The following is a 26402-nucleotide window of genomic DNA, read 5'->3' as shown; positions in this document are numbered from 1 at the left end:
ATGACCCACTCTCCCGGCTTCGCATCCCCCTTGCCCCCACTGCACCAGGCGCTGGGCGAGGCCGTGGGCGGCGTGCGCAGCGCGATGGACGCCGGACGATGGTTGCGCGTCCTGGTCGACCAGGGGTGCGATCGATTGCCGCTGCCCGCGTCCGGCCGCACGCTGGACCGTTGGCGGGCGCTGGCACGTGTGGCCGCGGCGGACCTCAGCCTGGCCAAGCTGTATGAGGGGCACACCGACGCGCTGGCGATCCTGGCCGAGCTGCGCGCGTCCGCGCCGCCGCCGCATAGCCGCTGGGGCGTGTGGTGCGCCGAACCGCCGGACCAGCGTGTCGAGATCGTGCCGCAGGCAGGCGGCGCCGCGCGGCTGCGCGGCGTGAAGGGCTGGTGTTCCGGCGCCGCGTCGGTGACGCACGCCCTGGTGAGCGGATGGAATCCGACGGGCGAGCCTTGTCTTGCCGCCGTGGCGCTGGATCAACTGGGCGTCGCGGTGACCGACGCCGGCTGGCACGCCGTGGGCATGCGCGCGTCGGCCAGCGTCGATGTGGTGTTCGACGACGTGCCCTGCACGCTCGTCGGCGAGCCGGGCGCGTACGTGCATCGCCCCGGCTTTCATCATGGCGGCGCGGGCGTCGCGGCGTGCTGGTACGGGGGCCTGGAGCGCATCGCGCAGACCCTGCGCGGCGCGTTGCCAGCAGCGGGCGCCGATCCGCACCGGCTGGCGCACCTGGGCGCCATCGACGTGGCCATGGCGATGGCGCGGGCCGTGCTGCGCGAGACCGCCGCGGTCATCGATGCGCATCCGCACGAGGCGTGCGCGCTGGAGTGCGTGCGCGCACGCCTGGCCGTGGAATCCGCCGCGGCGCAGGTAATGGAGCGCGCCGCGCGCGCGCTGGGCGCCGGGCCGCTGTGCCGCGACGCGGGCTTTGCGCAAGCGATGGCCGATCTGCCCATCTACATCCGGCAGAGCCATGCGGAGCGCGACCAGGCCTCGCACGGACAGGTGGTGCTCAGGCGGGAAGGCGCGCCATGGGCCCTGTAGCGGCAGACCATTTCGAACAGCTGTACCGCGCCGATCCCGACCCCTGGAGGGTGTCAAGCGCCTGGTACGAACGCCGCAAGCGCCGCCTGCTGCTCGCCGCGCTGGGCCGTGAACGCTACCGCCATGCCTTCGAGCCGGGTTGCGGCGCGGGGCAATTGACGCAGTGCCTGGCCCTGCGCTGCGCGCGCGTCAGCGCGGCCGACATTGCGCCCGCCCCCGCCGCGCGTTGCCGCGCACGCATGGCGGAAAAAGGCCTGGACCACGTGGACGTGCTGCTGCTGGACCTGCCGCGGCAATGGCCCGCCGCACCGGCGCGCGGATTCGATCTCATCGTGCTGTCCGAGGTCGGGTATTACCTGGACGATGTCGCGCTGGCCCGGTTCCTGCGCGGCGTGGACGCGTCGCTCGCGCCCGGCGGCGAGATCGTGGCCTGCCACTGGCGGCCGGATTTCGACGATCGCCTGCAGCCCACCGACACCTTGCATGCCGCAATCGGCGCGCTGCCCGGCCTGGCGCGCCGGGTCCATCACGAAGAGGCCGAGTTCCGCCTGGATCTCTGGCGCAGACAACCCCAAGGAAGCGAGCCATGATCGGAGTATGCATTCCGGCGCACAACGAGGAGCGCCACATCCAAGACTGCCTGCGCGCGGTCACGCGCGCCGCGCGCCATCGGCGGCTGGGACGGGAAGCGGTGAAGATCGTCGTGGTGCTCGATCACTGCATGGACCGGACGGCGCCCTTTGCGGCCGCGTGGCCCGTGGATTGCGTGGCCATCCAGGCGCGCAATGTGGGGATGGCGCGCGCTGCGGGCGCGCAGCATCTGCTGCGGGCCGGTGCGCGCTGGCTCGCCTTCACCGACGCCGACAGCCGCGTGTCGCCGGCCTGGCTGGCCGATCAGCTCTCCCTGGACGCGGAAGTGGTGTGCGGGACCGTATCGGTGACCGGGTGGGAGGCCCATGGCGCGCTCGCCCAGCGCGCCCAACGCGCCTTCGTGCGGCACTACCAGGACTGCGACGGCCACCGTCACGTGCATGGCGCCAACCTGGGCGTTGCGGCGCAGGCGTACCGGCGGATCGGCGGGTTCGCTGCGTTGGCGTGCAGCGAGGACCAGGCCCTGGTCGACCGGCTGGAACAGGGCGGGGCGCGCATCGCCTGGAGCTGCCTGCCGCGCGTGACGACCAGTGCGCGGCCGCACTCGCGCGTCGAAGGCGGATTCGCCAGCGCGCTGCGCAAGGGCCGCGACGAGGGCGCGGCAGGCCCCGGCGTTCAGCCGGAACGCGATGCGGATGGCCGCGCGCCTTCGCGCCACTGCCTGTGATAGTCGATCAGGCGCGCCAGCGCATGTCCTGCGCTGGCGCGTCGGATCGTGTTGCGATCGCCCATGAATCGCATCGTTTCCGTGTAGACCGCCGGCGAAGCGTCGGCCGGCCCGGCCTTGAACACCCAGGCGTAGCACTGCGTGCCGGCGGGAATCTCATCGTCGGTGTCGTCGGTGACGCCTGTGTTGGAGATCGCGACGTTGGCGGGGCTGTTGCGCGCGGCGCCCAGGGCCATTTCCCGGGCCACCGCCTCGCTCGTGAGGTTGTGGCGCTGCAGCGTGCGCGCCGACACGCCCAGGCACTGCTGCTTGGCCTGGGGCGAGTAGGCGACGAATGCGCAGTCCAGCAACGCGCCCGCGCCGGGGATGTCCGCCAGCGTGGCCGCGATCAGGCCGGCCGTGCACGATTCGGCCGTCACGAGTGTCAGCGAATGCTCGTGCATGTAGGCGGCAACCCGTTCGATGGCATTCATGTCCGTCCCTCCTGGTGCATCGCCCGGGTGCGCAGCAAGCCGTGTGCCGGCCGGATATCGGCCTATCTGTCCGGCGGTTTGTGCGCCACGGCCACGCCCACCGCGCCGCAGGGCAGGCGGTACTTTCCACCGCCCAGCCATGTGACGGGCTCGCCCGTGGGCAGGGTGCAGACGTAGATGGGAACGCCAGAAGCTTCCTTGGTCCGTCTTGCGATCAAACGCCGTTCTACGCGGCATGTCGATCGATCGGGGAGTTTTACGATTACATCGGACAGCCTGGATCCCGAAGCCATTGTTCATCTCCTGAATGTCGTGTGTCGTTGTGCCGGATGCGGGGGGGCGGCCAGACCGCGCCGTCGTCACCGCATGGTTCCCCATTCTTAGCACCGCGGCGGCATTCGGCCTATCGGCCATTCAGCATGGGACCCCAATGGCGCATGCCCCGGCGTGCAAATCCGGCACAGCACTTGCTGCGCGTAGGGGGGCGGGCCGGCAACGTGGCAGATGGCCGAGGCCGGACCCGCAGGATTTGCAACTTGCAACGGGAGACACGACATGAGCAGAGATCCGAGGAACACGTCGAGATATCGCGGCGACCGGGAGCCATGGCAGGACCCCGCGCCCTCCTTCGGATACCAGGGCGCCGGCACGCGCCAGGGCGGCGCGCGCAACACCCGCGAGCCGGTGCGCAGCCGCAGCGACGATCCTGGCCAGAGCAGCTATGGCGGCTTTTCGAACGAAGACCCCGCGTTCCAGCGTCAACAGGTCTACAGCGGACGCGACCGGGCAGCGGGCGGCTGGGACCGTGACAGCGGCCCCGGACGGGGCCCGCGCGGCGGCAACCGGGACCCCGGCGGCCGCGACCCCGGCGGCCGCGACCCGGGCTATGACGGCCCTACATCGTTCGGTGACGACGAAGGCGGGTATTACGGAGACCGTCCGGCGTGGAGCGAGGAGCCCATGTCGTTCGAGACCGCCGAGCGCGGCGGCTATAACCGCGGACCGACGGCGTGGCGCGACCGCGGCTCGCGCCGGACCGATCCCAAGGGCTACGTCCGTTCGGACGAACGGGTTCGCGAGAACGTGTGCGAGGCCCTGGCCCACAGCGGCCTGGACGTGAGCGATGTGTCGGTGTCGGTGACCGACGGCCGGGTCGTGCTGGAAGGCACCGTGCCGCAACGCCGCACCAAACACGACGTGGAGGATTGCACCGTCGAGTGCGCCGGCGTGAATGACGTCGACAACCGCATCCGCGTTGCGAGCCCGGGCGCCAGCGCCGCGGGGGCCGGCGGCGTCCCCGGGAAGACGGCATGACCGGCGCGCCCGGACACAGCAGCCCCCCAACCCCCATGGGCCGATACGGCCCCGATGACAGGAGCAGACGATGACCAAGCCAAACGACACCACGCGGGACAAGGACGCCCCAAACCGCAGCGAAGACGACACGCCCCGCCAGGCCCAGGCCAGCCATGGCGACACGCAGAACCGCAGCAAGAAAGAGGGCCATGTCTCGCAGATAGGCACCGGGCAAGACCAGCAGAGCCAGCGCAATCGCGGGCAGGGCGCCCGGTCCAAGCCTTGAGCCCGTCCCCTGGCGCATCGCAGGACGGCAGGCCATGACGATGGACGCGCTATGGGACTTCCTGCAGTGGCCGGCCATGGCGGCGTCGCTGGGCGCCGCGTGGCTGGTCGCGTCGCGCAGCGCCCGCCGGCGCACGGCGGGCTTCTGGGTCTTTCTGCTGAGCAATGTGCTGTGGGTGGCGTGGGGCCTGCATGACGGCGCCTGGGCGCTTATTGCACTGCAACTGGGCCTGGCGGCGCTCAACGTGCGCGGCGTCCTGAAAAACGAGGCCTAGGGGCTGCTGGGCTCGCGGCCAAAGGCCTATACTTTTTTCATCACGCACGCTCCGGCGCACGAAACAGGGCGTCTGCCGCCTTCCCCCGCGCGGCGTACGCCGGGCAATCACGTGCCTAGGGTCATGGCCCCTTTCACAGGAGGCAAATCCCATGTCGCGCCCGATCCGATAGACGGCTCGCTCCGGACCCATTCCGGAGCTTCAGACGCTGTTTGTGAATGCATCGCCTTCAAGGAGATGTGTGATGAACAAACTGTCCAGCAGTAGTAACGATGACCCGCAGGCGAATGCGGCGCGCATCGCCGACCTGCAGGCGACGGCCCGAGGCCAGGTCCTGTTGCCGGGCGATGCCGGCTATGACGAGGCCCGCAAGATCTGGAACGCGATGGTCGACCGCCGCCCCGCGGTCATCGTCCGTTGCGCGGGCGTGGCCGACGTGCGGCGCGCTGTCGATGCCGCGCGTGAAAACCGGATGACGGTGTCCCTGCGCGGCGGGGGCCACAACATCGCCGGGACCGCCGTCTGCGACGGCGGCATGATGATCGACCTGTCGCCGATGAAGTCGGTGCGGATCGACCCCGAGCGCGCCAGGGCGTATGTGGAACCCGGCGCGACCCTGGCGGACCTGGACCACGAAGCCCAGGCTTTCGGCCTGGCGGTTCCCCTGGGCATCAATTCGACGACGGGCGTGGCCGGCCTGACCTTGGGAGGCGGCTTCGGCTGGCTCACGCGCAGGTTCGGCCTGACGATCGACAACCTCGTGTCCGCCGACGTGGTGACCGCGGACGGCCAGCTCCTGCGGGCCAGCGAATCGGAAAATCCGGACCTGTTCTGGGCCATCCGCGGCGGCGGCGGCAATTTCGGCGTGGTCACGATGTTCGAGTTCCAGCTGCATCCGGTGGGTCCGCAGGTCTATGGCGGGCTGGTCGTGTTGCCGCTTGAACAGGGCAGGCAGGCGCTGGCGAGATACCGCGACGCGCTGCAATCCTTGCCCGAGGAACTGACGGTGTGGGCGGTCCTGAGACAGGCGCCGCCCTTGCCGTTCCTTCCGCCCTCCGCGCATGGCAAGCCCATCGTCGCCTTCGCCGCCTGCTACACCGGCAGCCTGGACCAGGGAGCGCAGGCCGTCGAGGCGGTGCGCGCGCTGGGCGAACCCTACGGCGAACAACTCGGCCCGATGCCCTACGCGGCCTGGCAAAAGGCCTTCGATCCCCTGTTGACGCCCGGCGCCCGCAACTACTGGAAATCGCACAACCTGGGCGTGCTGGAGGACGGCCTGATCGACGCGGTCGTGGCGGCGGTGGGCGACGTGCCTTCGCCGCAGTGCGAGATCTTCTTCGGCCACATCGCCGGCGCGGCGATGCGCGTGCCCGTGACCGCCATGGCGTATCCGCACCGCGCGGCGCAGTTCGCCATGAACGTGCACGGACGCTGGGACGATCCGCAGGACGACGAGCGCTGCATCGCCTGGACGCGCGACATCTTCAAGGCCACCGAGCCGTACTCGCAGGGCGGCGTCTACGTGAACTTCCTGACCCAGGACGAGACCGCAAGAGTGGGCGCGGCCTACGGGGAAAACTACGACCGGCTGGTGCAGGTGAAGACCCGCTACGATCCGCAGAACCTGTTCCGGCACAACCAGAACATCAGGCCGGCGGGGCCTTGATGATGAACCGCGGCGGGTCAGCCGGGCCGGCGGGCGTTCGCATGGGCCCGGCCCCGCCGCTTGCGCTGCCAGATCAGGACGCCGGTCACGGACAGCATGGCGACGATCAGCCCAAGCGCGCAAGCGAAGATCCGGTAGGGCAGCCCGAAGACATGGGCCATGTGCAGCGCGCCCAGCCAGTTGCTGAACGTGTCGCCCCAGGCGCCGCGCGTGGGCAGGTAGGTTCCCACGCGTTTGCCGGTGTTGGCGTCGATCAGGATCGCGGTGTTGCCCACGTGCCGGCGCAGGTCGGCGTCGCTGTGCGCCAGATAGGCGTAGACGCCGCGGCGCCGGTCCAGCATCAGCATTTCCTCGCCGTCCACCTTGAAGCCGCGCTCGCGCGCCAGGGCGTCCATCGCGCGGCGCGCGGCCTGGAGCGCGGCGGGGCCGTCCAGCGCCGGCGTGGACATCGGCGCGGGCAGGACGGGCGCGCCGCGCCATGACGTATCGAACGGCATGATGACCGACATCACCGGCTGGTAGACCTGCGCGCGCAGATTGAACATCACGCTGGACCAGGCATACACCAGCAGCATCGCCCACAGCCAGAGGCCGAAGGCGCGGTGCAGATCCAGTGTGCAGCGCGCCGCGCTGGCGCCCGGCTTGATCAGCCAGGCGGGCCGCCAGGCGCGCCAGAAGCCCTTGCGCCGCGCGCCCCGGGCGGGCAGCGTCAAATAAAAACCCACGAAACAATCCAGCGTCCAGACCAGCGCGATCACGCCATACAGCAGCCGGCCCCAGACGCCCGGCAGCGTCAGGTCCAGGTGCAGGCGGTAGATGAAGGGCAAGAGATTCCCGCGTGCCAGCGAGAGGGCGTTTTCGTCGCGCCACCCCAGCACCTTGCCGCTGTAGGGGTCGGCGAACGCATGGGTGGCCGCCAGCGGCAGCGGCCGGCCGGTGGCCGCATCCCGCGCCGGCGCCAGCCGGAAGATCACGGCGCGGCCGGCTTCCCGCCGCAGCGGCACCTGGTCAACGGCGGCCCAGGGCAATTGCCGGGCCACCGCGTCCCGCAGCGCAATGGGGGCCAGCATGTCGCGCCCCTGCGCGGGCGCCATGAACCATTGCGGGTTCAGCCACGCGTCCAGGTCTTCCTTGAAGGCGAGCATGCTGCCGGTCAGCCCGGCCACGCACAGGAAGATGGCGGTGGCCAGCCCCGCCCACCGGTGCACGCCGACCCAGAACGGGCGCGCTGCGCTCGACATCGCGCGCTCAGTAGCGGGCGCGCAGGGTCAGCAGGAACGCCTGGGGCTCGCCAAAAATGTTCTGCGAACGCGGCGAACTGATCGTCGCGTAGTACTTGCGGTCAAACAGGTTGGTGATGTTGAGCGCCACGTCCAGGTTGCGGTTGATCTCGTAGCCGAACTTCAGGTCCACCGTCGCATAGCCGCCCTGTTCCAGCCGCGCGCCGTTGTATTGGGGCAGGGCGACATAGGTGCCGCTTTGCACGTTGACCCCGCCGCCGATGGTGTAGCGGTTCCAGTCGCCGGGAAGACGATAGTCGGTCCACACGCGCAGCAGATGACGCGGTGCGACCGCGGTCACGTTCGAATCGTAGGAGGCGCTCTGGTCCACGCGCGCCTGCAGCCAGGTATAGCCGGCGTAGACGTTCCAGCCTGGGCGGATTTCGCCGTTGACCTGCAGCTCGAAGCCGCGGTTGCGGGTCTTGCCGTTAGCGGTGTAGACGGTGGTGGAATCGGGCGAGAGCGTGGCGCGGTTCTCGTCGCGGATCTCGAACACCGCGAAGGACGCATTGAGCGCGCCGTCCAGGTATTCGCCCTTGATGCCGGCTTCGATCTGCCTGCCCTCCAGGGGCTTGAGCATATTGCCATCCGCCGTCGAATAGCCGTTCTGCGGCTGGAAGATCTCGGAATAGCTGGTGTATAGCGAGTAGGTGTCGTTCAGGTCGTAGATCAGCCCCAGGTTGGGCGTGAACTCGCCGTTGAAGCGGGCGTCCTGCGACTTTTCCCCGGCCAGCGTGCGTTGTGTGGAGGTCAGGTCCCACCAGCTGAAGCGGCCGCCTGCAACCAGCGTCAGCGGATCGGTCAGGCGCAGCCGCAGGTTGGAATAAATGCCCCACTGCTGGGTGCGGGCGTGATTGCCGTTGTTGAAGGCATAGTCCAGGCGGTCGAAGTCCGAGCGCGGCCGGGTGATGTCGATGCGCGGCGCCCAGCTTGGCGTCGGATAGTTCCACTCGTTGTCGAAACGCGAGTCCGTGTAATTGGCGCCCAGCGTCAGCGTGTGCTGGCGCCCGAACAGCGTGAAGGGGCCGTCGGCATAGGCGTCGTAGGAGGTCTGCGCCTGGCGGGTCGGGCCCTTGGCGGACAGGAGCTGGATCAGGTTGTTCGACGTGTTGGCCGGACCCCACCCATACGCCTGCTCGCGGTCCAGTTTGTTCTCGGCGTAGCGGCCCGACAGCTTGGCGGTCCAGCCGTTATCCAGGCGGTGCTCCACGTCGGCGAAAGCCTCGGTGGACGTGAACTGGTCGCGGTTCCAGTCGGCGCCGATGAAGGTCGAGCGCTTGATGTCGGCCAGCGAGAAGCTGGGCTGGCCCCCCGGGCCGAGGGTCATGGTGGCCGGGAGCGACCACATCGACGCATGGATATCGCGCTCCTGGCGGCCGCCGCCCACGGTCAGCGTCGTGCGGGGCGTAAAGTCGTACGCCAGTGCGCCGTACAGCACGGAATGCTGCTCGTTGGTCTTGTCATAGAAAAAGCGGCGGTCCTGGTACACGCCCACCAGCCGCCCGCGCAGCGAGCCGTCTTCGTTCAGGCCGCCCGTCAGGTCGACCTGCGAACGGTAGTTGTCCCACGATCCGGCCGAGACGCTGCCTTCGAAGCCGAATTCCTTCTGCGGGAGCTTGTGTACCAGATTGATCGCGCCGCCCAGCCCGCCCGCGCCGTTGTACAGCCCGGCGGGGCCCTTCAGCACTTCGACCCGGTCGTAGATGGCAAGGTCGGTGGACGACAGCATGCGCCAGTCGTATTGCGTGGGGATGCCGTCGATCTGGTACGACGTCATGTCGAAGCCGCGCGAATGGAAGATCGAGCGGCTGTTGTCGCGGCGTTCGACCGTGACACCCGCCGTGTTGCGCATCGCGTCGTCCAGCGTCTGCATCGCCTGCTGACGCATGCGATCCTGCGTCACCACGCTGATCGACTGCGGGATCTGGCGCTGCGTGAGCGGCGTCTTCGACCCCACGGTCGTCGGCGGGTTGTAGCGTTCCGCGGCCGAGTCGCCCGTCACCGTGACCGGCGCCAGCGTGCTGACCGCCGGCGCGGCCGGCCGGATGACGTAGTGGCGCTCGCCCGTCTGTTCCGCGATCAGGCCGCTGCCCGCGAGCAATGCCGCGAAGCCGTCGCCGACCGAATACGCGCCGTCCAGCGCGGGCGCCTGGCGGCCCGCTGTGAGCGACGGGTCGAACGACAGCGTGACCCGCGCCGATGCGGCGTATTGGTTCAACGCGGACTCGAGCGGCGCGGCGGCCTGATCGACGCTCATGCGCGCGGGCTGGGCATGGACGGGGGAAGCGAGCGCCAGCGCGGCGCACAAGGGCAGCAGGCGAAAAAGGCGCGTAGGCGTAAAGCAGGGGGAACGGGGCATGGCGGAAGCGATCCTGTTCAAACTGGGGGTGTCGTTCCCTATGTCGAACGGCGCGGCCAAAACCCGTAAAACCCGGCGCAGAAAATTTGTAACGGCATTCAGGTGGGCAGCACGCGGGTCCACAGGCCCGCGTAACGCTGGATCCGCGTGGGCAGCGCGCGGGCCAGCGTATCCAGGGCGCCCGGCAGGTCGTCCAGCAGGAATACGCCCGAGACCCGCAGGTCGGCCACGGCCGGATCGCAACTGATCCAGCCGCGCTGGTAGCGTGACAGCTCTTGCAGAAAATCCGCCAGGCGCATGCCGCGCACCGTCAGCACACCGCTCGCCCAGCCTGCGGGATCGAACGGCGCGGCCGGCTCGCGCCGCGCGTCGCGCGCGGTCACGCGATAGCGGCCGCCCGGGTCGGCCAGCGTCTCGCGGCCCTGCACTGGCGCAATGCGCAGGTCGCCGTGCGTCAGATCCAGCAAGGTCGCGTCCTCGATCTGACGCAGCAGGAAGCGGGCGCGCGTCCCCGTGAAGCAGGCCTGTCGCGTGCGCACTTCCCACGGGGCGCCTGCGCCCGTGTCCATGCGCAACTCGCCGGCCAGCAGGGTCAGGCGGCGCTCGCCCGAATCGGTGCGCACCGCGCTGCCGGTGTTCAGCCACAGCTCGGCGCCATCGGCCAGCGCGAACCGGCGGCGCTCGCCCACGCCGCTGCGGTAGTCGGCGGTCATGCGCTCCCAGGCGCCATCGCGCCACGCCAGCGTCGCGCCCGTGCCCACCGTGCCCAGGGCAAGCATCGCCAGCGCGCGGCGGCGGCCGCGTGACGGCGCGGCGCGCAAAGCCGCCGCCGCCACGGACCCGGACACCGTGCGCAGATCCGTTTCGATCGCCTGCAACTGGCGCCACACCCGCTCGTGCTCCGCATCGGCCTCGCGCCAGCGGCGGCAGGCCTCGTGCTCGGCCGCGTCCGCGTGGCCGGAGTTCAGGCGCACCGCAAAGAAAATCGCGCGTTCGAGCACGCCGGCCGGATTAGCCATAGCGCAGCGTGTAGCAATGGCGGATGGCGGCGGCCATGTACTTTTCGACCGAACTCAATGACACGCGCAGCGCCGCCGCGATCTCGGGGTAACGCATGCCGTCCAGCCGCGACATCAGGAAGGCCGCCTTCGCCTTCGCGTTCAAGCCGTCAAGCATGCGGTCGATGCGGACGATGGTTTCCAGCAGCAGGGCGCGCGTCTCGGGCGAGGGGGCCAGTTCCTCGGGCAGCAGGGCAAGTTCGTCGAGATAGGCGCGCTCCAGCCTGCGCCGGCGGATGTGGTCCACGGCCAGGCCATGCGCCAGCGTCGTCAGGTAGGCGCGCGGCTCCTGCAGGCCAGTGGCGCGTTCAGGCGCGGCCAGCAGGCGGTGGAAGGTGTCCTGCGCGATATCCGCCGCATCGAACCCGCAGCCCAGCTTTCTACGCAGCCAGTTCACCAGCCAGCGGTGATGATCCACATAGAGTGCGCGCACGTGGCGGTGATCCGGCGCCAGGCTGTGAGTCATGGAAGTGCGAGGGTATAGGAAAGGGTAGGATCGCGACGGAGTGGCGTCGAGATTGAGAATGGTTCTTATTGTATCAGCGGATGCCGGATGCCGGATGCCGGATGCCGGGTGGCGGCGCCGGCCGGCGCCCGGCCTGGGCCGCCGCCGACACGCCAGGCGCCAGGCGAACCCGGCCGCCCTCAATCGGCCGGCGCCTGGATTTCCAGTTGATGCGCGATCCTGGCCTTCAGCGCCAGCAGGTCCTGCGCGTGCTGCCGCGCCACCACGGACGGCGCATCGTCGGTGATCAGGCTGACGTTCAGCGCCAGCGCCAGTTCGCTCTGGCCGCGCAGCGGCGTGGACATCGCCACGACGCCGGGCTGCCAGGACGCGACGCAATATCCCTGCGCCGCCACCTTGGCGATGGCGGCGTCGATATCCGCGCGGATGGGCTTCCAGGTGGCGCTGCGATAGGTGCGCCGGATCTGGTCCAGCAACGTCTCGCGCGCGCTGGTCGGCAGCGTGGCAAGGTACGCACGGCCCAGCGAGGTCAGTTCGATCGGAACCCGCTGCCCCGCGACGATGGTGCGTAGCGACGCCCTGCGGTTGTAGCGGATGGATTCCAGGTAAACCATCTCGGCGCGGTCGGCGCTGGCCAGTCCCACGTTCATCCGCAGCTTGACCGACAGATCGCGCATCAGGGGCGTGGCCGCGCGGAGCACGGGCGAGGCGGCACGCATGGCGTGCCCCAGGCTGAGCACGGGCGCGGCAAGACGGTAGGCGCGCGCGCGCCGGTCGTGTTCCAGAAAGCCGCTGGTCACCAGGGTCTGGGTCAGGCGGCTGACCGTGGCGGCGGACAGGCCGGTGCGTTCGGCGAGCTCGCCGTTGCCCAGCAGATCCGTGCCGGGCTTGAACGCGCGAAGAATCTCCAGGCCGCGCTCCAGCGATCGATTCTGGCTGACGCCGGTAAAGCGCCGGCTGGCGCCGGACGGCGTTGCAGGCTTGGGGGGCGTATTCATGCAATTCCACTCCGTGGAAATGGGACGGTGTATTTGCGCACTGTAGCGCCTACCGTGTCGTCATTGCCAGCCGCCAAGTCCGCGATGGTCCGCGATGGTCCGCGATGCGCAGCGGCTGGCCCACCACAACGACGGAGCACGGATATGGCTGACTACGAATTCATCAGGCTGCAATCGCAGGACGGCGTGGCGACGCTGACGCTGAACCGGCCTGACAAGCGCAACGCGATCAGCGACGCGATGCGCGGCGAACTGATCCACGCGCTTGAGCTTGTCGCCCAGGACCGCGCCATCCGCGCGCTGGTGCTGACCGGCGAAGGCAAGGGCTTCTGCGCGGGCGGGGACATTGCGGGCATGCAGCGCCGGATGGACGCGCCGGCCGGCGAGGTCGGGTTCAACGGGTGGTCGCGCCAGCAGCGCGTGCACCACGCGCAAAACCTGCTGCATCGCATGCCCAAGCCGACGATCGCGGCGGTGAACGGCGCGGCGGCGGGCCTGGGGGCCGATACCGCGCTGAGCTGCGATTTCATCGTGGCCTCCGAGAGCGCTTCGTTCGCATGGAGCTACATCGCGCGCGGACTGATCCCGGACGGCGGCGGCCTGTATTTCCTGCCGCGCCGCGTCGGGCTGGCGCGCGCGAAGGAATTGATCTTCTCCGGCCGCCGGGTCCTGGCCCAGGAGGCGTTGCAGTTGGGCATCGCCGACCGGCTGGCGCCCGCAGGCACGGAGGTGGAGGCGGCCCAGGCCTGGGCCGCCGCCTTGAGCCAGGGCTCGGCCACGGCGCTGGCGCTGGGCAAGTCGATCCTGGACCAGAGTTTCGAGCTGACCGCCGACCAGGTCTTCGCCATGGGTAGCCAGGCGCAGGGCATCTGCTACACCAGCGCCGAACATCGCGCATCCGTGGCCGCGTTCCTGGAGAACATGGCCCAGACCGCCCGCGGCCGGGGAGACGCCCAATGAGCGCCCTCGACAAGCTGCTGCGGCCGCGCAGCGTGGCGGTGGTGGGCGCCTCGGCCGACCCGGCCAAGACCTCGGGCCGGCCGGTGGCCTACCTGCGCAAGCACGGATTCCAGGGCAGCATCTATCCCGTGAATCCCCGGGCGTCCGACATCGACGGGCTGCGTTGCTATCCCGACGTGCGCGCCTTGCCGCAGGCGCCGGACGTCGCCATCGTGGTGCTGGGCGCCGAGCGCACCCAAGATGCCGTGCGCGAACTCGCCGCCATCGGCACGGGCGCGGCCATCGTGCTTGCCAGCGGCTACGCGGAGGCCGGGGAGGAGGGCGCGCGCCGCCAGCACGAGCTGCGCGAGGCCGCGGGCGCCATGCGCATCCTGGGGCCGAACACGATCGGCCTGGTCAACCTGACGGACCGCATCACGCTGTCTGCCAGCGGCGCCCTGGAGCTCGACGCGCTGCACGCCGGCCCCATCGGCCTGGTCTCGCAAAGCGGGGGCATCCTGGGCGCGCTGCTGTCGCGGGCCGCCGCCCGCGGCATCGGCCTGTCCAAGCTGATCTCGACCAGCAACGAGGCCGACCTCGACCTGGCCGACTTCGTCGACGCGCTGGCCGACGATCCGGCCACCCGCGTCATCGCCTTGTATGTCGAGAGCATCCGCCATCCCGCCAGGTTCCGCGCCGCCGCGCGCAAGGCCCTGGAAGCCGGCAAGCCGGTGGTGGCGTTCAAGATCGGGCGTTCGGAATCGGGCGCCCGGGCGGCCGAGTCGCACACGGGCGCGCTGGCTGGGGCGGATGCCATGTACGACGCGCTGTTCGAGGACGCCGGCGTCATCCGGGCCGAAGCGTTTTCCGACCTGCTGGATATTCCGGCCGCGCTGGCGCATGAGCGCGCGCTGCGAGGCCGCCGCGTCGCGATCCTGACCTCGACGGGCGGCGCGGGCACGCTGGTGGCCGACTGCCTGGGCCTGGCGGGCTTCGAACTGCCGCCGCCCGATGCGGCGACCGGCGCCGCCCTGCGCGCCCTGCAGCCCGGCGGCCACGCGGTCCTGGACCGCAACCCCATCGACGTGACCCTCGCGGGCCTGCAGCCCGAGCTGCTTCGGGGCGCGATCCGCATCATGCTGGACAGCGGCGGCCACGACGCGCTGGTGGTGGTCGTGGGCTCGTCCGGCGTCGCCCAGCCCGAGCTGATGGCGGGCGCGCTGAAGGACACGCTGGCGGGCGCCGGCAAGCCCGTGTTGGCGTACATCAGCCCGCACGCGCCGCGCGCCGCGGAAGTGCTCGGCCGCTACGGCATTCCCGCGTTCCACACGCCGGAGGGCGTCAGCGCCGCGATGGCGGCGATGTGGCAAGTGCAGGGGCGCGGCCAGCCATCCAGGGCGCAGGCGCCGCGCGCGCCGCTGCCCATCGCCGCGCCCGTCGACGAAAGCGGGTCGCTGGACGAGGCCCAGGCCAAGGCGCTCTTTGCGCGCCATGGCATTCCGGGCGTCAGGGAAATCGTCGTGCGCACCGGAGAAGAGGCCGCGCAGGCCGCCGCCCGGCTGGGGCCACGCGTCGTGCTCAAGCTGCTGTCGCGCGAGATCACGCACAAGAGCGACGTGGGCGGCGTGGCCGTCGGCGTGGCGCGGGAAGACGTGCCTGCGCGGCTGCGGCAGATGGCCGACGATGTCCAGCGCCTCGCTGGCAGCCGGCCGCAGGCCTTCCTGGTCCAGGAGATGGTCACCGGCGCGGCGGAACTGATCGTCGGCCTGCACCGGGACCCCCTGGGGTCGGCGATTCTGCTCGGCATGGGAGGCGTCGTCGCCGAACTGGTCCGCGATACGACGCTGCTGATGCTGCCCGCCGACGGCGGCGGCCTCGCGCCGGAGCAGGTGCTTGCGGGGCTGCGTCGCCTGAAGACGTGGCCGTTGCTGGACGGCTACCGCGGGCGCGAGCGCGCGGACGTGCCGGCGCTGGTCGAGGCGGTGGTGGCGTTCTCGCGGATGGCCGCGGCCTTGGAGGACAGGCTGGTCGAGGCCGAGATCAACCCGCTCTTCGTGCGGCCCTTAGGCCAGGGCGTCTGCGCCGCGGACGGCGTGGCCGTCCTGCGGGAGCGGTCGAAGTAGTTCAGGCAGGTGGACAAACAGGAGACAACCATGAAACAGAAGAACCTATTCACGCGCGGCGGCATGGCCCTTGCGGCGGCCGTCCTGGCGCTGGGCGCCGCTGCGGCACCGCAGGCGCGCGCGGCATTTCCGGACAGACCCTTGCGCATCGTGGTGCCGTTCACGCCGGGCGGCGGCACCGACCTCATCGCGCGCCAGCTCGCCAAGGGCCTGACGCAGGAACTCGGCCAGACCGTCGTCGTTGAAAACCGTCCGGGCGGCAGCACCATCATCGGCACCGAGAACGTGGCCAAAAGCCCGCCGGACGGCTACACCCTGCTGATGTCCACTTTCGCCCACGCGGTGAATCCGGCCATCCACAAGAAGCTGCCCTATGACACCGACCGCGCCTTTGCCCCGGTGGCGATGATAGGCAAATCGCCGAACGTGCTGGTCGTCTCGCCGAAGTCGCCCTTCAAGAGCGTGCAGGACATCCTGGCCTACGCGCGCGCCCATCCGGGCAAGCTGACGTTCGGCTCCTATGGCAACGGCACGTCGGCGCACCTGGCCGGGGAACTCTTCAAGAGCCTGGGCAAGGTCGATATCCTGCATGTGCCCTACAAGGGCGCGGGCCCCGGCATCAACGACCTGATCGGCGGGCAGATCGACATGATCTTCTCGACCTCGGCCAGCGTCAGCAGCCACATCAAGAGCGGCCAGTTGCGCGCGCTTGCCGTGACGACGCAGCAGCGTTCGCCGGCCTATCCTGGCGTGCCCACCGTCGCCGAGTCCGGCGAGGCGGGCTACTTCGTGGATAGCTGGTACGGGGTCTTCGTGCCGGAAGGCACGCCCGCCGCGGTGATCGACCGGTTGAATGCCGCGATCCGGAAAGCCTCGCAGGACCCCGAGTTCCGCGCGGCGCTGGAGCTTGAAGGCCTGGCGCCCGACGTGGGCACGCCCGCGGCGCTGGGACAATACGTCAAGGAAGAAGAAGCGCGCTGGAGCCGGATCGTTCGCGACGCCGGCATTACCGACAAGCCGTAAAGGCGACACGCGGCCGGGCGGCTCGCCGCGCCGGCCGCCGTGACGCACCGGGCCCGGCGGCTCACTCGATCTTGATGTCCGCCTTGCGCGCCACGTCGCGCCACCGCTGCAGGTCCGCCTTCAGTTCCGCGCTGAACTGCGCGGGCGTGTCCAGGACCGGCTCCACGCCGCGCGTGACCAGCGCCTGCCGCGCGTCGGGCGCGCCCATGCCGGTCTTGAGCGCCTCATACAGGCGCTCGGCCAGGGCCGGGTCCAGCTTGGGCGGCGCCAGCACGCCGAACCAGGTCGTGGTCTGGAAGCCGGGCAAGCCGGCTTCCTGCACGGTCGGAATGTCCCGCGCCGTGTCCGAGCGCGCCGGGCCGGTCACCGCGATGGCGCGAAGCTGGCCGCTCTGGATGAGGGGCAGCGACGAGGGCAGGGTGTCGAAGTAGGCATCGACGCGCCCGCCGATGAGGTCCGTGATCACCTGGCTGCTGCCCTTGTAGGGCACGTGCTGGAAGTTCGACACCCCTGACGACTGGACGAACAGCGCCGCGGCCATGTGGGTGATGTTGCCCGTGCCTGCCGATCCGTACGGCACGGGCGTGCGGCTGGCCTTGGCGTAGTTCAGGAATTCGCCCAGCGTCCTGGCGGGCAGCTTGGGATTCACGACCAGCACGAGCGGGGTGTAGCCCACCTGCGTGATCGGCGTGAAGTCGCGCAGCGGATCGTAGGGCAGGCGCGATGACAGCGCCGGGCTGATGGATTGCGAGGCCGTGACGCCCAGCAGCAGCGTATAGCCATCTGCCGCGGCCCGCGCGACTTCGGCCGCGGCGATGGTGCCGTTGGCGCCTGCCTTGTTGTCCACGACGACGCTGGCGTGCAGGGATTCGCCCAGCCGCTGCGCAACCTGCCGCGCCACGAAGTCGGCGCCGCCGCCCGGCGGAAAGCCGACGACCAGGCGGATGGGCCGGTCGGGATAGCCCGCGGCGGAGGCGGTGGCGGCGGCGAACAGCAAGCCGGCGATGGCGGCCTTGAACAGGCCGGGCACAACGGGGTTGAGCTTCATCTTCTGTCTCCTCGGTTCTCGCCGCGCTGTCGCGCCCGTTGTCGATCCGGTCATCGTTGGGGCGTGATTGCGGCGCCTTTATACGCGGGTCATGCCTGCTTGCGCACGGGCGCCCATGCGAAATCGCCCGGCCGGCCGGCGCAGGCGGCGCCGCTGTCGATCAGGGCCTCGCACGCGTCGGGCGTAAGCCCCGCGGCCAGCAGCACATCCCGCGTGTGTTCGCCCAGATCCGGCGGCGGCAGCGTCGCCACGCCGTCGCGGGCGGCATCCCGGCGCGGAAACTCCGGCACGTCGAACGCCAGGTCGCGGTAGCGCACGCTGCGCAGCTTGCCGGGCTGGCGCGCCTGCTCGGCGTCCAGCACGCGTTCCAGCGGCAGGACTTCCGTGCTGCCGACGCCCGCCATCCGCAGCCGCGCGGTGGCATCGTCGAACGTCCGGGCGCCGATCGCCTTTCGGACGATTTCTTCGACCCGCTCGCGCGCCTTCTTCCTGTCCTTCAGGGCGGCGAGCGAGGCGTCGGCGGCCTCGGGCAGTTGCATTGCCTGGCAGAACTTCAACCAGTGTGCGTCGGTCAGCATCAGCAGGTACATCCAGCGTTCGTCGGAGGTCAGGTAGGCGCCGTACCCCGGCATGCTGAATTCGCCATGCGGCTCGCGTTCCGGCCGCCCAAGGAGCTGGGTCTTGAGCTGCACGCCCACCAGGTCGCGCGATGCGACGTGCAAGCCGGTTTCGTACAGGCCGATCTCCACATGGCCGCCTTCCTTGGCGGCTTCCGGCTGCAGCATGCGGGCGAGGATGCCGATGACGGCATAGGCGCCGGCGAACTGGTCGTGGTAGGACGGCCCCAGCCTGCTGGGGCGGCCATCGATGCGGTTGGCCTCCATGACGCCGGTGGACGCTTCGGCGACGGGGTTGGAAGCCAGGTCGTCCGCCTGCGGCCCGTCCGCGTAGCCGCGGATGTGGCAATAGATGAGACGCGGATTGATCGCCTGGCATTCCGCCTTGGTGAGCTTGAGCTTGCGCGCCGCCTTGGGCGCCAGGTTGTGCACGAATGCGTCGGCCGTCTCCAGCATTTTCAGAAAGGCGGCATGGCCGTCCGGCCGGGCGAGGTCCAGGCATACGCTTTTCTTGCCATGGCTGTAGGCGATGAACGTGCCGCTCGGGCCGCCGCGGACCAGGCTGCGGGTGGGATCGCCGCGCGGCGGCTCCACCTTGATGACTTCGGCGCCAAGCTGGGCAAGGATGTGCGAGGCAAAAGGGGCGGCAAGCATGGTGCCCAGTTCAATGACGCGGCGTCCCGCGAGGGGTGGGGAGTGCATGGTGTCTCCTGGCGTTTGGCTTGAAAGAATGCATTCTATATGTTCAAGGTTTGCCCAGTGCAACGCATTTTGCTAGGGAAAGCCCGTATTTTTCGCGGCTTGTAAATATATAAAATGCATTCTTAGTCGCTCAGCAGACGGCGGCAATCGAAGAACAACCAGGAGACACAACGTGCACAGAAGGACTTTTCTTTCCGGTTGTGCGGCGGCAGCCTCGATTTCGCTTCCAGGCTGGGCGCGCGCGCAGTCCGTTTCTCCCGGCATCGATACGGCCAGCAAGACGGTCACGGTCGGCGCCTTCACTCCCATCACGGGCCCGGTGCCGTTCTATGCCATCCTCTCCCGCGCCGCCGACGCCTGCTTCAAATGGATCAACGAGACCGACGCGCTGAACGGCTGGAAGATCAAGCTGGTCACGTATGACGACGGCTATGAGCCGGCCCGCAGCGTTGCCGTCACGCGCCGCCTGGTCGAAGAGAACAAGATCTTCGCGCTGGCCGCGCCCGTCGGCACCGCGCAATCCGTGGCGGTGATTCCCTACGCCAAGGAAGTCGGCCTGCCGATGATCGGCCCCATCGGCGGCGCGACGGCGCTTTTTGCGGAACGGCTGGTGTTCCCGCTGCTGCCCGACTACGGCTGGTCCGCGGCCTCGAACCTGGAATACGCCTTCAGCGGCCTGAACGCCGACCGCGTGGCGCTGCTATGGGAAAACGACGAGCTGGGCCGCTCGGCCAAGCGCGGCTTCGACATGCTCATGGCCGCGAATAAAAAGCAGCCCGCCGAGTCCATCCCCTTCGAGGTGCGCAGCACCGATTTCACGCCCCACGTGCGCCGCATCGCCAACGCCAAGGCGGACGTCGTGATCCTGTTCGGCTCCAACGCCAACCTGGCCGCGGCGCTCAAGACCGCGGACCGGCTGGGCTATCAGGGCAAGTGGATGGCGCCGTTCTTCACCGCCGATCCCACCACCTACAAGCTGGCCGGCCCGCTGCTGGACGGCGCCTATTTTTCCTCGTGGCTGATGCCGGTGGACGCGGACGACGCCAACATCAAGGCCTACCGCGACACCGTGGCCAAGCACTATCCCAACGACCCGATCGGCGTCTTCGGCCTGAACGGCTGGAGCAACGCGGCGCTGTTCGCCAAAGGATTCCAGATGCTGCTGGCCAGCGGCAAGCCGTTGACGCGCGCAAACCTGGTGGATGTCATGGAGACCATGACGAACCAGACCGTCGGGGGCGCGCGCGAGGTGACCTTCAAGCCCGGCGACCACCGGGGCGCGCGCCAGGAAGGGATCATCCAGGCCGTGTCCGGCGGCAGCTTCAAGCTGGTGCGGGACTTCAAGCCCTATCCGGCCGACGTGTTCGACGCCAAGCTGGCCTAGGCCGGCACACAGTAAAGGAGTGCCCGCGTGAGCAATGCATATGAAGAATGGGTCGGCCGCGAAGAAGCGCATACGCAGCGCATCGACGCGGCGGCCGTGGCGGCGATGGCGGCAACGCTGGACCTGGAAGGCGCGCCGCGCGCGGGCGAACCGCTGCCGCCCGGCTGGCAGTGGCTGTTCTTCAACCCGGCCGCGCGCCGCAGCGGGCTGGGCGAAGATGGCCATCCGCGACGCGGCGGCTTTCTGCCGCCCATCGACCTGCCGCGCCGCATGTGGGCGGGCAGCCGGATCAACTACCTGGCGGACCTGCCCATCGGTGAGCAGGCCACGCGGCGCAGCCGCATCGTGAAGGTCGAGAACAAGGTCGGCAAGCGCGGCGCGTTGTGGTTCGTGACGGTCCAGCACACGACGCAGTGCAACGGGACCGACTGCATCGTCGAGGAACAGGACATCGTCTACCGCGAGGCGCCGCCGCCCGGCGCGGCCGCCGCGACGCCGACGCGGCTCGAGGCCGAGGCGCGCTGGGGCCGCGAGGTCCGGCCCGACACGACGCTGTTGTTCCGCTATTCGGCGCTGACCTTCAACGGGCATCGCATCCATTACGACCAGGCCTACGCGCGCAACGAAGAAGGCTATCCGGACCTCGTCGTGCATGGGCCCCTGACCGCCACGCTGCTGCAGCAGCTTGCGGTGGAACACGGAGAAGGACGCGGCCTGGCGCGCTTTGACTTTCGCGGCGTCAGCCCCTTGTTCGTATCGCGCGCCTTCCACATAGAAGGCCACACGCAGGAAGACGGCACGTTCGCGCTGTGGGCGCGCGGGCCGGACGGCGAATTGGCGATGTCCGCCACGGCGGTGCTGCGGTAAGGCGCGGCGCGGCCCGGATAAAAACACTGACAGGAGACAAGAGAAGATGGCACAGCATTTGAGCGGTCCGGCGAATCTTGAAGGCCAGGTTGCGTTCATCACCGGCGGCGCGGGCGCCATGGGGCAGGCGATCGCCAAGGCATTCCGGCAGGCAGGCGCGCGCGTCATTGCGACGGACCGCGTGGCGCCCGAGGAGCTTGGACAGGCGCTGGGCGGCGGCATCGACTATCGCCGCTACGACGTGACCTCGCGCGCCGAGACCGACCAGGTTATCGACGCGGTGCTGGCCGAATACGGCCGGATCGACATCCTGGTGCTGTGCGCGGGCATCATCGCCCGCACGCCGCTGGGCGACAGCACCGATGACGAATGGGACGCGGTGATGTCCGTCAACGTGCGCGGCGTGGTCAATCCGGCGCGCAAGCTGTTTCCGCTGATGTGCCGGCAGGGCTTCGGCAAGATCCTGGCGGCCGGCTCCATCGCGGCCAAGAACGGCGGCGTGGCGTCGGGACCGGCCTACGTCGCGTCCAAGGCGGCCGTGCACGGCATGATGCGCTGGATCGCCAAGGCCGGCGCGCCGCACGGCGTCTATGCCAACACCCTGGCCCCGGGACCCGTCGAGACGGCGATGTGGGCCAGCGTCACCAGCGGCGGCGCGCCCTCGGCCAACGGCACCGTGCCGCTGGGCCGCTACGGCAACGCCGACGACATCGCGCAGGCGGCACTGTTCCTGTGCTCGCCCGCCTCCAACTGGATCACGGGCACGTCGCTGGACATCAGCGGCGGCATGTGGATGGACTGACGACCGCCGACGCAGACAGGAGCCACGCATGACCGCAGATACCCTACCCGTGATCGGCTTTATCGGCCTGGGCGTGATGGGCGGCCCGATGTGCCGCAACATGGCCGTCAAGCACGCCGGCGACGTCATCGCCTTTGACACGAACCCGCAGGCCCACGCCCTGCTGGACGGCACCGGCGCGCACCGCGCCGGCTCGGTGGCCGAGGTGGCCGAACGCGCCGACGTGGTGTTCCTGTCGCTGCCCGGCGGCCCGCAGGTGGAAGCGGTTTGCCTGGGCGAGGGCGGCCTGGCCCGCGGCGCGCGCCGTCCCGCCGTGATTGTCGACCTCAGCACCACCACGGTGGCGTCGGCCCGCGCGACGGCGCAGCGCCTTGCCGACCTGGGCGTCGCATTCGCCGACGCGCCCGTCGCCCGCACCCGCGAAGCGGCGCAGCGCGGCGAACTGAGCATCATGGTGGGCGCGGACGAGGCGCTGTATGCGCGCATCGAGCCGCTGCTGCGCTACATCGGCTCGGACGTGACACGCTGCGGCGAGACGGGCTGCGGTCAGGTGGTCAAGCTCATCAACAATGCGCTGGTGTTCGAGAACACCGTGGCGCTGGCCGAGATGATGGTGCTGGGCGAGCGCGCCGGCGTGCAGCCGGCGGTGCTGCTGGATGCGGTGTCCAAAGGGTCGGGCGACAGCTTCGTGCTGCGCAACCACGGGCGCCGGGCGATGCTGCCGCGGGAATTTCCCGAAAAATCCTTTCCGCCTGAATACGCGCTCAAGGATCTGGGCTACGTGCTGGAGCTTGCCGGGCAGACGGGGTTGACGGCGCGCGTCACGGAACTGGCCCAACGGTACTACGCGGCGACGGCCAGCGGCGGATGGAGCGGCCGCTACTTCCCGTCGGTGATCGAAATCATCGATCGCGGCGACGGCGCCGGCGTGGCGTCGGCGCAGCAGGAGTCCGGCCATGGATGATTTCATCGGACTCATCTGGGCGGGCGTGGTCAGCGGCTGCCTCTACGCCATGGGTGCGATCGGCATCGTGCTGATCTACAAGAGCTCGAATGTCGTGAACTTCGCGCACGGCAACCTGGCGGGCCTGGCGGCGTTCCTGGTGTTCGGCTTCACGGCCGGGCTGTTCGCGAACCTGGCCTGGGGCGCGGCCGTGGTGCTCACGCTGGCGATCATGGTCGCGGTAATGGCGGTCAGCTACTTCCTGATCGCGCCGCTGGTCTTCAAGTCGGACCTGACCAGCACCATCGCCACCCTTGGCGTGGGCCTGATCGCGCAGGGGGCGACGCAATTGCTCTTCGGCTCGAACGTGGTGTCGCTGGACCTGCCGCTGCCCGCGTGGCGCGGCCAGATCGGTCCGATCCGCATCACCGCCTATGACCTCGCGGTGCTGGGCGCGACCGCCGTCGCCATCGGGCTGCTGTACCTGCTGATCGAACGCACCCGCATCGGCATTGCGTTCCGCGCGGTGTCGGCCAATCCCTATGCCAGCCGCGTGTGCGGGCTGAACCTGCGCCGGGTGCATCTGTTTTCGTGGATCACGGCCGGCGTGCTGGGGCTGATCGCGTCGCTGCTGATCGTGCCGACGACGTTCCTGTCCTCGACCAGCGTGTCTTCCTTCATGCTCCAGGCGTTCGCGGCGGCCGTCGTGGGCGGCTTCAACAGCCTGCCGGGCGCGGTGCTGGGCGGCATCCTGATCGGCGCCATCATGAACCTGCTGTCGTTCTATGTCTCGGCCGAGTTCAACAACACCTATCTGCTGCTGACGATCCTGCTGGTGCTCAATGTGTTCCCGAAGGGCGTTCTGGCAATCCGGGGAGGCGCCCGTGTCTAGCGTGATCATGTCATCCAACCGCCTGGCGGCGGACGCAAAGCCGGCCGCGGTCGCCGCGGCGCCGCGGCGCCTGATGGCGGGCGCGGGCGTGGCCGGCGTGGTGGTCCTGGCGTTGCTGCCCCTGGTGGCGGGCGGCTACTGGACCTACACCCTGGGCCTGTGCTTTGCCAACGCCATTGCCATCATTTCGGTGAGCTTCCTGGTGCGCTATGGCGGCGAGGTCTCGATCGGCCATGGCGTGTTCGTCGCGGCCGGCGCGTATACCGTCGCCCTGATGGAAAAATACCTGGGCGTGTCGCTGCTGGCCAGCCTGCCGCTGGCGGCGGTCTCGGGCGCTTTCCTGGGGCTGCTCTTCGCCTATCCCTCGCGCTATCTGTCGGGCATCTACCTGGCCGTCGCCACGATGGCGCTGGCGCTGGCCCTGCCCGAGGTGCTGCTGCATTTCTCGTCGGTGTCGGGCGGCTACGAAGGGTTGTACGTCAAGCTGGATGCGCTGCCCGGCATCGCCAAGGAAACGCAGCGCTATTACCTGCCGCTGGCCGGGCTGGTCGCCGTCGCGCTGCTGCTGCGCCACTTCCGCCGCTCGCGCCAGGCGATGGCGCTGCTGCTGATCCGCGCCTCGCCGCACGCGGCCGAATCGTTCGGCGTGCGCCGCAGCTGGGCGCGCGTGTCGTGCATGGCCCTGAGCGGCGCCATCGCTGCCATCGCCGGCGCCCTGCTGTCGTTCAGCTCGTCAACCGTCTCGCCCAACAGCTTTACGTTGTGGACCTCGATCTTCCTGCTGGTCGGCTCGGTGGTCAGCCTGTATTCGATGTCGATCCTGGGCAGCCTGCTGGGCGGCCTGTTCCTGACGCTCATGCCGCTGCTGCTGGCCGGCGCGGGCGACTGGGTGCCCATCCTGTACGGCACGGCGCTGCTGGGCGTGGTGCTGGGCGTCAACGCGCTGCCCGCCAAGCTGCGCGCCCGTCTGCACGGAGGCAATCCATGAGCGCGCAAGCCACGCTGGACCGCGATCCGCTGGTGGTCGAAGACCTGTCGCTGTCGTTCGGCGGCATCCAGGTGCTGCAACACATTGCCCTGCATCTGAAGGCGGGCGAGATCACCGGGCTGATCGGACCGAACGGGGCGGGCAAGACCAGCTTTTTCAATTGCCTGACCGGCCTGTACTCGCCGCAGCACGGCAGCATCCGGCTGGGCAGCCAGCGCCTGGAGGGCGTGCCGCCCACCGGCCGCGCGGCGCTGGGCTTTTCCCGCAGCTTCCAGCACGTGGCGCTGTGTCCGGAGCTGACCATGGCCGAGAACGTCATGATCGGCCTGGACCGGCAGTCGTCGGCGGGCTGGCTGGACGCCTTCCTGCCCTTGCCCGGCGGCCGCGCCGAGCGCAGCCGCAACCGTGAGCGCGCGCTGGCGGCGCTGGACCGCCTGGGCGTGCTGCACGTGGCCGACGACTATCCCGCGCAGCTTCCGCCGGGCGTGCTGCGCCTGGCGGAGATCGCGCGCGCCATCGCCGGCGATCCGCGGGTGCTGCTGCTGGACGAGCCCGCGGCCGGCTTGAACTCCATCGAGACGGGCGACCTGTCCAGCGCCCTGAAGCGCCTGCGCGCGCCCGGGCTGGTGCTGGTGGTGGTGGAACACGACATGGACCTGATCATGGACGTCTGCGACACGATCCACGTGCTGAACGTGGGGCGGCTGCTGGCCTCGGGCAGCCCCGGGCAGGTGCGGAGCAATCCCGACGTTGTGCGGGTCTATCTGGGAGACGAGGATGCATGACGGAGCATCGACGCTGCTGGCGGTGGAAGGATTGACGGTGCGGTACGGCGCCGGGCCGGTTGTGCACGGCATCGGGCTGTCGGTAGGCGCGGCGTCTGTCGCCGCGCTGCTGGGCGCAAATGGGGCGGGCAAGTCCAGCACCTTGCGGGCCATCGCCGGGCTTGAGCCCGCGCAGGGCCGGGTCCTGCTCGATGGGCAGGACATCACTGGCCTGTCGGCGGCGCAGCGCTTTCGGCGCGGCATCGTGTACGTGCCGGAAGGGCGTGCCATCGTGACGGACCTGACGGTGGGCGAGAACCTCATCCTGGGCTCTTACTTCGTCGATGCGCGCACGCGGGCGCGGCGGGAACAGATGGTGATGGACTTCTTTCCCGAGATCGCGGGGCGGCGCAACGCGCCGGCCGGCCTGCTCAGCGGCGGCGAGCAACAGATGCTGGCGATCGGCCGCGGCCTGATGTCCGGCCCGCGCCTGCTCCTGCTTGATGAGCCCTCGCTGGGACTGGCGCCCCTGCTGGTGGCGCGCGTGTATGAGCGCCTGGCCGCCATCCAGCGGGAACAGAAGCTCGCGGCGCTGCTGGTGGAGCAGAGCTTTCACGTCGCGGCGCGGCTGGCCGAGCGGGCCTGGGTGCTGCGGCACGGCCATATCGTGGGCGAATTGGACGAGCAGGCGCTGCGCAGCCGCGAAGGACGCCAGCGCGCGATCGACGCTTATCTGGGCGCGCGTGGGCAGGCCAGCCCGTCCGCCACGACCGCCACCCACGCATGAAAGGAACC

At 69.7% G+C, this 26402-nt stretch carries 27 protein-coding genes; 18 read left to right on the top strand and 9 right to left on the bottom strand.

The window, feature by feature from the left end; genetic code table 11:
• From BXA00_RS00935 to BXA00_RS00925, 3 genes are read left to right on the top strand one after another with little or no spacing between them, the layout of a single operon-like run.
• Positions 1-1041, top strand: a complete 1041-nt coding sequence (locus tag BXA00_RS00935; protein ID WP_076515439.1) for an acyl-CoA dehydrogenase — start codon at positions 1-3, stop codon at positions 1039-1041.
• A complete protein-coding gene (locus BXA00_RS00930) occupies positions 1029-1631 on the top strand; it encodes a bifunctional 2-polyprenyl-6-hydroxyphenol methylase/3-demethylubiquinol 3-O-methyltransferase UbiG (RefSeq protein ID WP_076515436.1) in 603 nt (200 codons plus the stop codon). The genes BXA00_RS00935 and BXA00_RS00930 overlap by 13 nt, the downstream gene beginning before the upstream one ends.
• A complete protein-coding gene (locus BXA00_RS00925; protein WP_076515433.1) occupies positions 1628-2359 on the top strand; it encodes a glycosyltransferase family 2 protein in 732 nt (243 codons plus the stop codon). The genes BXA00_RS00930 and BXA00_RS00925 overlap by 4 nt, the downstream gene beginning before the upstream one ends.
• On the opposite strand, the gene BXA00_RS00920 is transcribed toward BXA00_RS00925, so the two are convergent.
• Both BXA00_RS00920 and BXA00_RS28635 read right to left on the bottom strand, forming a co-directional pair.
• Complete coding sequence (locus tag BXA00_RS00920; protein ID WP_076515431.1) at positions 2308-2832, bottom strand: CinA family protein; 525 nt, start codon at positions 2830-2832, stop codon at positions 2308-2310. The genes BXA00_RS00925 and BXA00_RS00920 overlap by 52 nt on opposite strands.
• 62 nt (positions 2833-2894) lie before the next feature.
• Entirely contained in the window at positions 2895-3050 is a 156-nt protein-coding gene (locus tag BXA00_RS28635) for a hypothetical protein (RefSeq protein WP_156902709.1), read from the bottom strand.
• A gap of 337 nt (positions 3051-3387) precedes the next feature.
• Here BXA00_RS28635 and BXA00_RS00915 point away from each other — a divergent pair, with 337 nt between their 5' ends.
• The 4 genes from BXA00_RS00915 to BXA00_RS00900 all read left to right on the top strand — a co-directional run bounded on the left by BXA00_RS00915 (position 3388) and on the right by BXA00_RS00900 (position 6354).
• On the top strand, positions 3388-4146 hold the full coding sequence (locus BXA00_RS00915; RefSeq protein WP_076515429.1) for a BON domain-containing protein: 759 nt from the start codon (positions 3388-3390) through the stop codon (positions 4144-4146).
• Between the two features lie 70 nt (positions 4147-4216).
• On the top strand, positions 4217-4414 hold the full coding sequence (locus BXA00_RS00910; RefSeq protein ID WP_076515427.1) for a hypothetical protein: 198 nt from the start codon (positions 4217-4219) through the stop codon (positions 4412-4414).
• A 34-nt stretch (positions 4415-4448) separates the two neighbouring features.
• Complete coding sequence (locus BXA00_RS00905; protein ID WP_369825589.1) at positions 4449-4688, top strand: hypothetical protein; 240 nt, start codon at positions 4449-4451, stop codon at positions 4686-4688.
• A 244-nt stretch (positions 4689-4932) separates the two neighbouring features.
• Complete coding sequence (locus tag BXA00_RS00900) at positions 4933-6354, top strand: FAD-binding oxidoreductase (protein WP_076515425.1); 1422 nt, start codon at positions 4933-4935, stop codon at positions 6352-6354.
• Between the two features lie 17 nt (positions 6355-6371).
• Here BXA00_RS00900 and BXA00_RS00895 read toward each other — a convergent pair whose 3' ends face one another.
• The 5 genes from BXA00_RS00895 to BXA00_RS00875 all read right to left on the bottom strand — a co-directional run bounded on the left by BXA00_RS00895 (position 6372) and on the right by BXA00_RS00875 (position 12515).
• On the bottom strand, positions 6372-7595 hold the full coding sequence (locus BXA00_RS00895) for a PepSY domain-containing protein (protein WP_076515423.1): 1224 nt from the start codon (positions 7593-7595) through the stop codon (positions 6372-6374).
• A 7-nt stretch (positions 7596-7602) separates the two neighbouring features.
• Complete coding sequence (locus BXA00_RS00890; protein WP_076515421.1) at positions 7603-9993, bottom strand: TonB-dependent receptor; 2391 nt, start codon at positions 9991-9993, stop codon at positions 7603-7605.
• Positions 9994-10091: 98 nt separating this feature from the next.
• Complete coding sequence (locus tag BXA00_RS00885; RefSeq protein WP_076515419.1) at positions 10092-11012, bottom strand: DUF4880 domain-containing protein; 921 nt, start codon at positions 11010-11012, stop codon at positions 10092-10094.
• Positions 11005-11517, bottom strand: a complete 513-nt coding sequence (locus BXA00_RS00880) for a sigma-70 family RNA polymerase sigma factor (protein WP_076515417.1) — start codon at positions 11515-11517, stop codon at positions 11005-11007. Before BXA00_RS00880 ends, BXA00_RS00885 begins: the two co-directional genes overlap by 8 nt.
• Positions 11518-11696: 179 nt before the next feature.
• Entirely contained in the window at positions 11697-12515 is an 819-nt protein-coding gene (locus BXA00_RS00875) for an IclR family transcriptional regulator (RefSeq protein WP_076515415.1), read from the bottom strand.
• Positions 12516-12659: 144 nt separating this feature from the next.
• On the opposite strand from BXA00_RS00875, the gene BXA00_RS00870 reads away from it, so the two are divergent.
• Genes BXA00_RS00870 through BXA00_RS00860 form a run of 3 tightly spaced genes read left to right on the top strand, consistent with a single transcriptional unit; the run spans position 12660 to position 16600 of the window.
• Positions 12660-13475, top strand: a complete 816-nt coding sequence (locus BXA00_RS00870) for an enoyl-CoA hydratase/isomerase family protein (protein ID WP_076515413.1) — start codon at positions 12660-12662, stop codon at positions 13473-13475.
• Positions 13472-15577, top strand: a complete 2106-nt coding sequence (locus BXA00_RS00865; protein ID WP_076515411.1) for an acetate--CoA ligase family protein — start codon at positions 13472-13474, stop codon at positions 15575-15577. Before BXA00_RS00870 ends, BXA00_RS00865 begins: the two co-directional genes overlap by 4 nt.
• Positions 15578-15607: 30 nt before the next feature.
• Positions 15608-16600, top strand: a complete 993-nt coding sequence (locus tag BXA00_RS00860) for a tripartite tricarboxylate transporter substrate binding protein (protein ID WP_076515408.1) — start codon at positions 15608-15610, stop codon at positions 16598-16600.
• 61 nt (positions 16601-16661) lie between these two features.
• Here BXA00_RS00860 and BXA00_RS00855 read toward each other — a convergent pair whose 3' ends face one another.
• On the bottom strand, positions 16662-17648 hold the full coding sequence (locus tag BXA00_RS00855; protein WP_076515406.1) for a tripartite tricarboxylate transporter substrate binding protein: 987 nt from the start codon (positions 17646-17648) through the stop codon (positions 16662-16664).
• Positions 17649-17737: 89 nt separating this feature from the next.
• Positions 17738-18967 carry a CaiB/BaiF CoA-transferase family protein gene (locus BXA00_RS00850; protein ID WP_076515404.1) on the bottom strand — a complete coding sequence of 410 codons (1230 nt, stop codon included), beginning with the start codon at positions 18965-18967 and terminating at the stop codon, positions 17738-17740.
• A 172-nt stretch (positions 18968-19139) separates the two neighbouring features.
• Here BXA00_RS00850 and BXA00_RS00845 point away from each other — a divergent pair, with 172 nt between their 5' ends.
• The 8 genes from BXA00_RS00845 to BXA00_RS00810 are packed head-to-tail and all read left to right on the top strand — an operon-like array spanning position 19140 to position 26394.
• Positions 19140-20351: an ABC transporter substrate-binding protein gene (locus BXA00_RS00845; RefSeq protein ID WP_076515402.1), complete on the top strand. Its 1212-nt coding sequence runs from the start codon at positions 19140-19142 to the stop codon at positions 20349-20351.
• 27 nt (positions 20352-20378) lie between these two features.
• Positions 20379-21218 carry a MaoC family dehydratase N-terminal domain-containing protein gene (locus BXA00_RS00840; protein WP_076515400.1) on the top strand — a complete coding sequence of 280 codons (840 nt, stop codon included), beginning with the start codon at positions 20379-20381 and terminating at the stop codon, positions 21216-21218.
• A gap of 46 nt (positions 21219-21264) precedes the next feature.
• A complete protein-coding gene (locus BXA00_RS00835; protein WP_076515398.1) occupies positions 21265-22020 on the top strand; it encodes an SDR family NAD(P)-dependent oxidoreductase in 756 nt (251 codons plus the stop codon).
• A 28-nt stretch (positions 22021-22048) separates the two neighbouring features.
• The gene (locus BXA00_RS00830; RefSeq protein WP_076515396.1) at positions 22049-22984 is read left to right on the top strand and encodes an NAD(P)-dependent oxidoreductase; all 936 of its coding nucleotides are present in this window, start codon (positions 22049-22051) and stop codon (positions 22982-22984) included.
• Entirely contained in the window at positions 22977-23855 is an 879-nt protein-coding gene (locus BXA00_RS00825; RefSeq protein ID WP_076515394.1) for a branched-chain amino acid ABC transporter permease, read from the top strand. The genes BXA00_RS00830 and BXA00_RS00825 overlap by 8 nt, the downstream gene beginning before the upstream one ends.
• The gene (locus tag BXA00_RS00820) at positions 23848-24843 is read left to right on the top strand and encodes a branched-chain amino acid ABC transporter permease (RefSeq protein WP_231952181.1); all 996 of its coding nucleotides are present in this window, start codon (positions 23848-23850) and stop codon (positions 24841-24843) included. Before BXA00_RS00825 ends, BXA00_RS00820 begins: the two co-directional genes overlap by 8 nt.
• On the top strand, positions 24840-25628 hold the full coding sequence (locus BXA00_RS00815; RefSeq protein WP_076515392.1) for an ABC transporter ATP-binding protein: 789 nt from the start codon (positions 24840-24842) through the stop codon (positions 25626-25628). The genes BXA00_RS00820 and BXA00_RS00815 overlap by 4 nt, the downstream gene beginning before the upstream one ends.
• Positions 25621-26394: an ABC transporter ATP-binding protein gene (locus tag BXA00_RS00810; protein WP_076515390.1), complete on the top strand. Its 774-nt coding sequence runs from the start codon at positions 25621-25623 to the stop codon at positions 26392-26394. Before BXA00_RS00815 ends, BXA00_RS00810 begins: the two co-directional genes overlap by 8 nt.
• Positions 26395-26402 lie beyond the last annotated feature (8 nt).

Source organism: Achromobacter sp. MFA1 R4 (assembly GCF_900156745.1).
Classification (GTDB): domain Bacteria; phylum Pseudomonadota; class Gammaproteobacteria; order Burkholderiales; family Burkholderiaceae_B; genus Achromobacter.
Note: the sequence above shows the minus strand (reverse complement) of the source record. Positions and strands in the feature narration are given on the sequence as shown.

Excerpts from the sequence above, each read along its gene's own strand:
- BXA00_RS00825 (WP_076515394.1), top strand. The coding sequence starts at position 22,977 with ATGGATGATTTCATCGGACTCATCTGGGCGGGCGTGGTCAGCGGCTGC.
- BXA00_RS00850 (WP_076515404.1), bottom strand. The coding sequence starts at position 18,967 with ATGCACTCCCCACCCCTCGCGGGACGCCGCGTCATTGAACTGGGCACC.
- BXA00_RS00925 (WP_076515433.1), top strand. The coding sequence starts at position 1,628 with ATGATCGGAGTATGCATTCCGGCGCACAACGAGGAGCGCCACATCCAA.
- BXA00_RS00860 (WP_076515408.1), top strand. The coding sequence starts at position 15,608 with ATGAAACAGAAGAACCTATTCACGCGCGGCGGCATGGCCCTTGCGGCG.
- BXA00_RS00885 (WP_076515419.1), bottom strand. The coding sequence starts at position 11,012 with ATGGCTAATCCGGCCGGCGTGCTCGAACGCGCGATTTTCTTTGCGGTG.
- BXA00_RS00920 (WP_076515431.1), bottom strand. The coding sequence starts at position 2,832 with ATGAATGCCATCGAACGGGTTGCCGCCTACATGCACGAGCATTCGCTG.
- BXA00_RS00900 (WP_076515425.1), top strand. The coding sequence starts at position 4,933 with ATGAACAAACTGTCCAGCAGTAGTAACGATGACCCGCAGGCGAATGCG.
- BXA00_RS00915 (WP_076515429.1), top strand. The coding sequence starts at position 3,388 with ATGAGCAGAGATCCGAGGAACACGTCGAGATATCGCGGCGACCGGGAG.
- BXA00_RS00910 (WP_076515427.1), top strand. The coding sequence starts at position 4,217 with ATGACCAAGCCAAACGACACCACGCGGGACAAGGACGCCCCAAACCGC.
- BXA00_RS00870 (WP_076515413.1), top strand. The coding sequence starts at position 12,660 with ATGGCTGACTACGAATTCATCAGGCTGCAATCGCAGGACGGCGTGGCG.
- BXA00_RS00895 (WP_076515423.1), bottom strand. The coding sequence starts at position 7,595 with ATGTCGAGCGCAGCGCGCCCGTTCTGGGTCGGCGTGCACCGGTGGGCG.
- BXA00_RS00835 (WP_076515398.1), top strand. The coding sequence starts at position 21,265 with ATGGCACAGCATTTGAGCGGTCCGGCGAATCTTGAAGGCCAGGTTGCG.
- BXA00_RS00875 (WP_076515415.1), bottom strand. The coding sequence starts at position 12,515 with ATGAATACGCCCCCCAAGCCTGCAACGCCGTCCGGCGCCAGCCGGCGC.
- BXA00_RS00880 (WP_076515417.1), bottom strand. The coding sequence starts at position 11,517 with ATGACTCACAGCCTGGCGCCGGATCACCGCCACGTGCGCGCACTCTAT.
- BXA00_RS00890 (WP_076515421.1), bottom strand. The coding sequence starts at position 9,993 with ATGCCCCGTTCCCCCTGCTTTACGCCTACGCGCCTTTTTCGCCTGCTG.
- BXA00_RS00905 (WP_369825589.1), top strand. The coding sequence starts at position 4,449 with ATGACGATGGACGCGCTATGGGACTTCCTGCAGTGGCCGGCCATGGCG.
- BXA00_RS00815 (WP_076515392.1), top strand. The coding sequence starts at position 24,840 with ATGAGCGCGCAAGCCACGCTGGACCGCGATCCGCTGGTGGTCGAAGAC.
- BXA00_RS00930 (WP_076515436.1), top strand. The coding sequence starts at position 1,029 with ATGGGCCCTGTAGCGGCAGACCATTTCGAACAGCTGTACCGCGCCGAT.
- BXA00_RS00830 (WP_076515396.1), top strand. The coding sequence starts at position 22,049 with ATGACCGCAGATACCCTACCCGTGATCGGCTTTATCGGCCTGGGCGTG.
- BXA00_RS00810 (WP_076515390.1), top strand. The coding sequence starts at position 25,621 with ATGCATGACGGAGCATCGACGCTGCTGGCGGTGGAAGGATTGACGGTG.
- BXA00_RS00865 (WP_076515411.1), top strand. The coding sequence starts at position 13,472 with ATGAGCGCCCTCGACAAGCTGCTGCGGCCGCGCAGCGTGGCGGTGGTG.
- BXA00_RS00935 (WP_076515439.1), top strand. The coding sequence starts at position 1 with ATGACCCACTCTCCCGGCTTCGCATCCCCCTTGCCCCCACTGCACCAG.
- BXA00_RS00855 (WP_076515406.1), bottom strand. The coding sequence starts at position 17,648 with ATGAAGCTCAACCCCGTTGTGCCCGGCCTGTTCAAGGCCGCCATCGCC.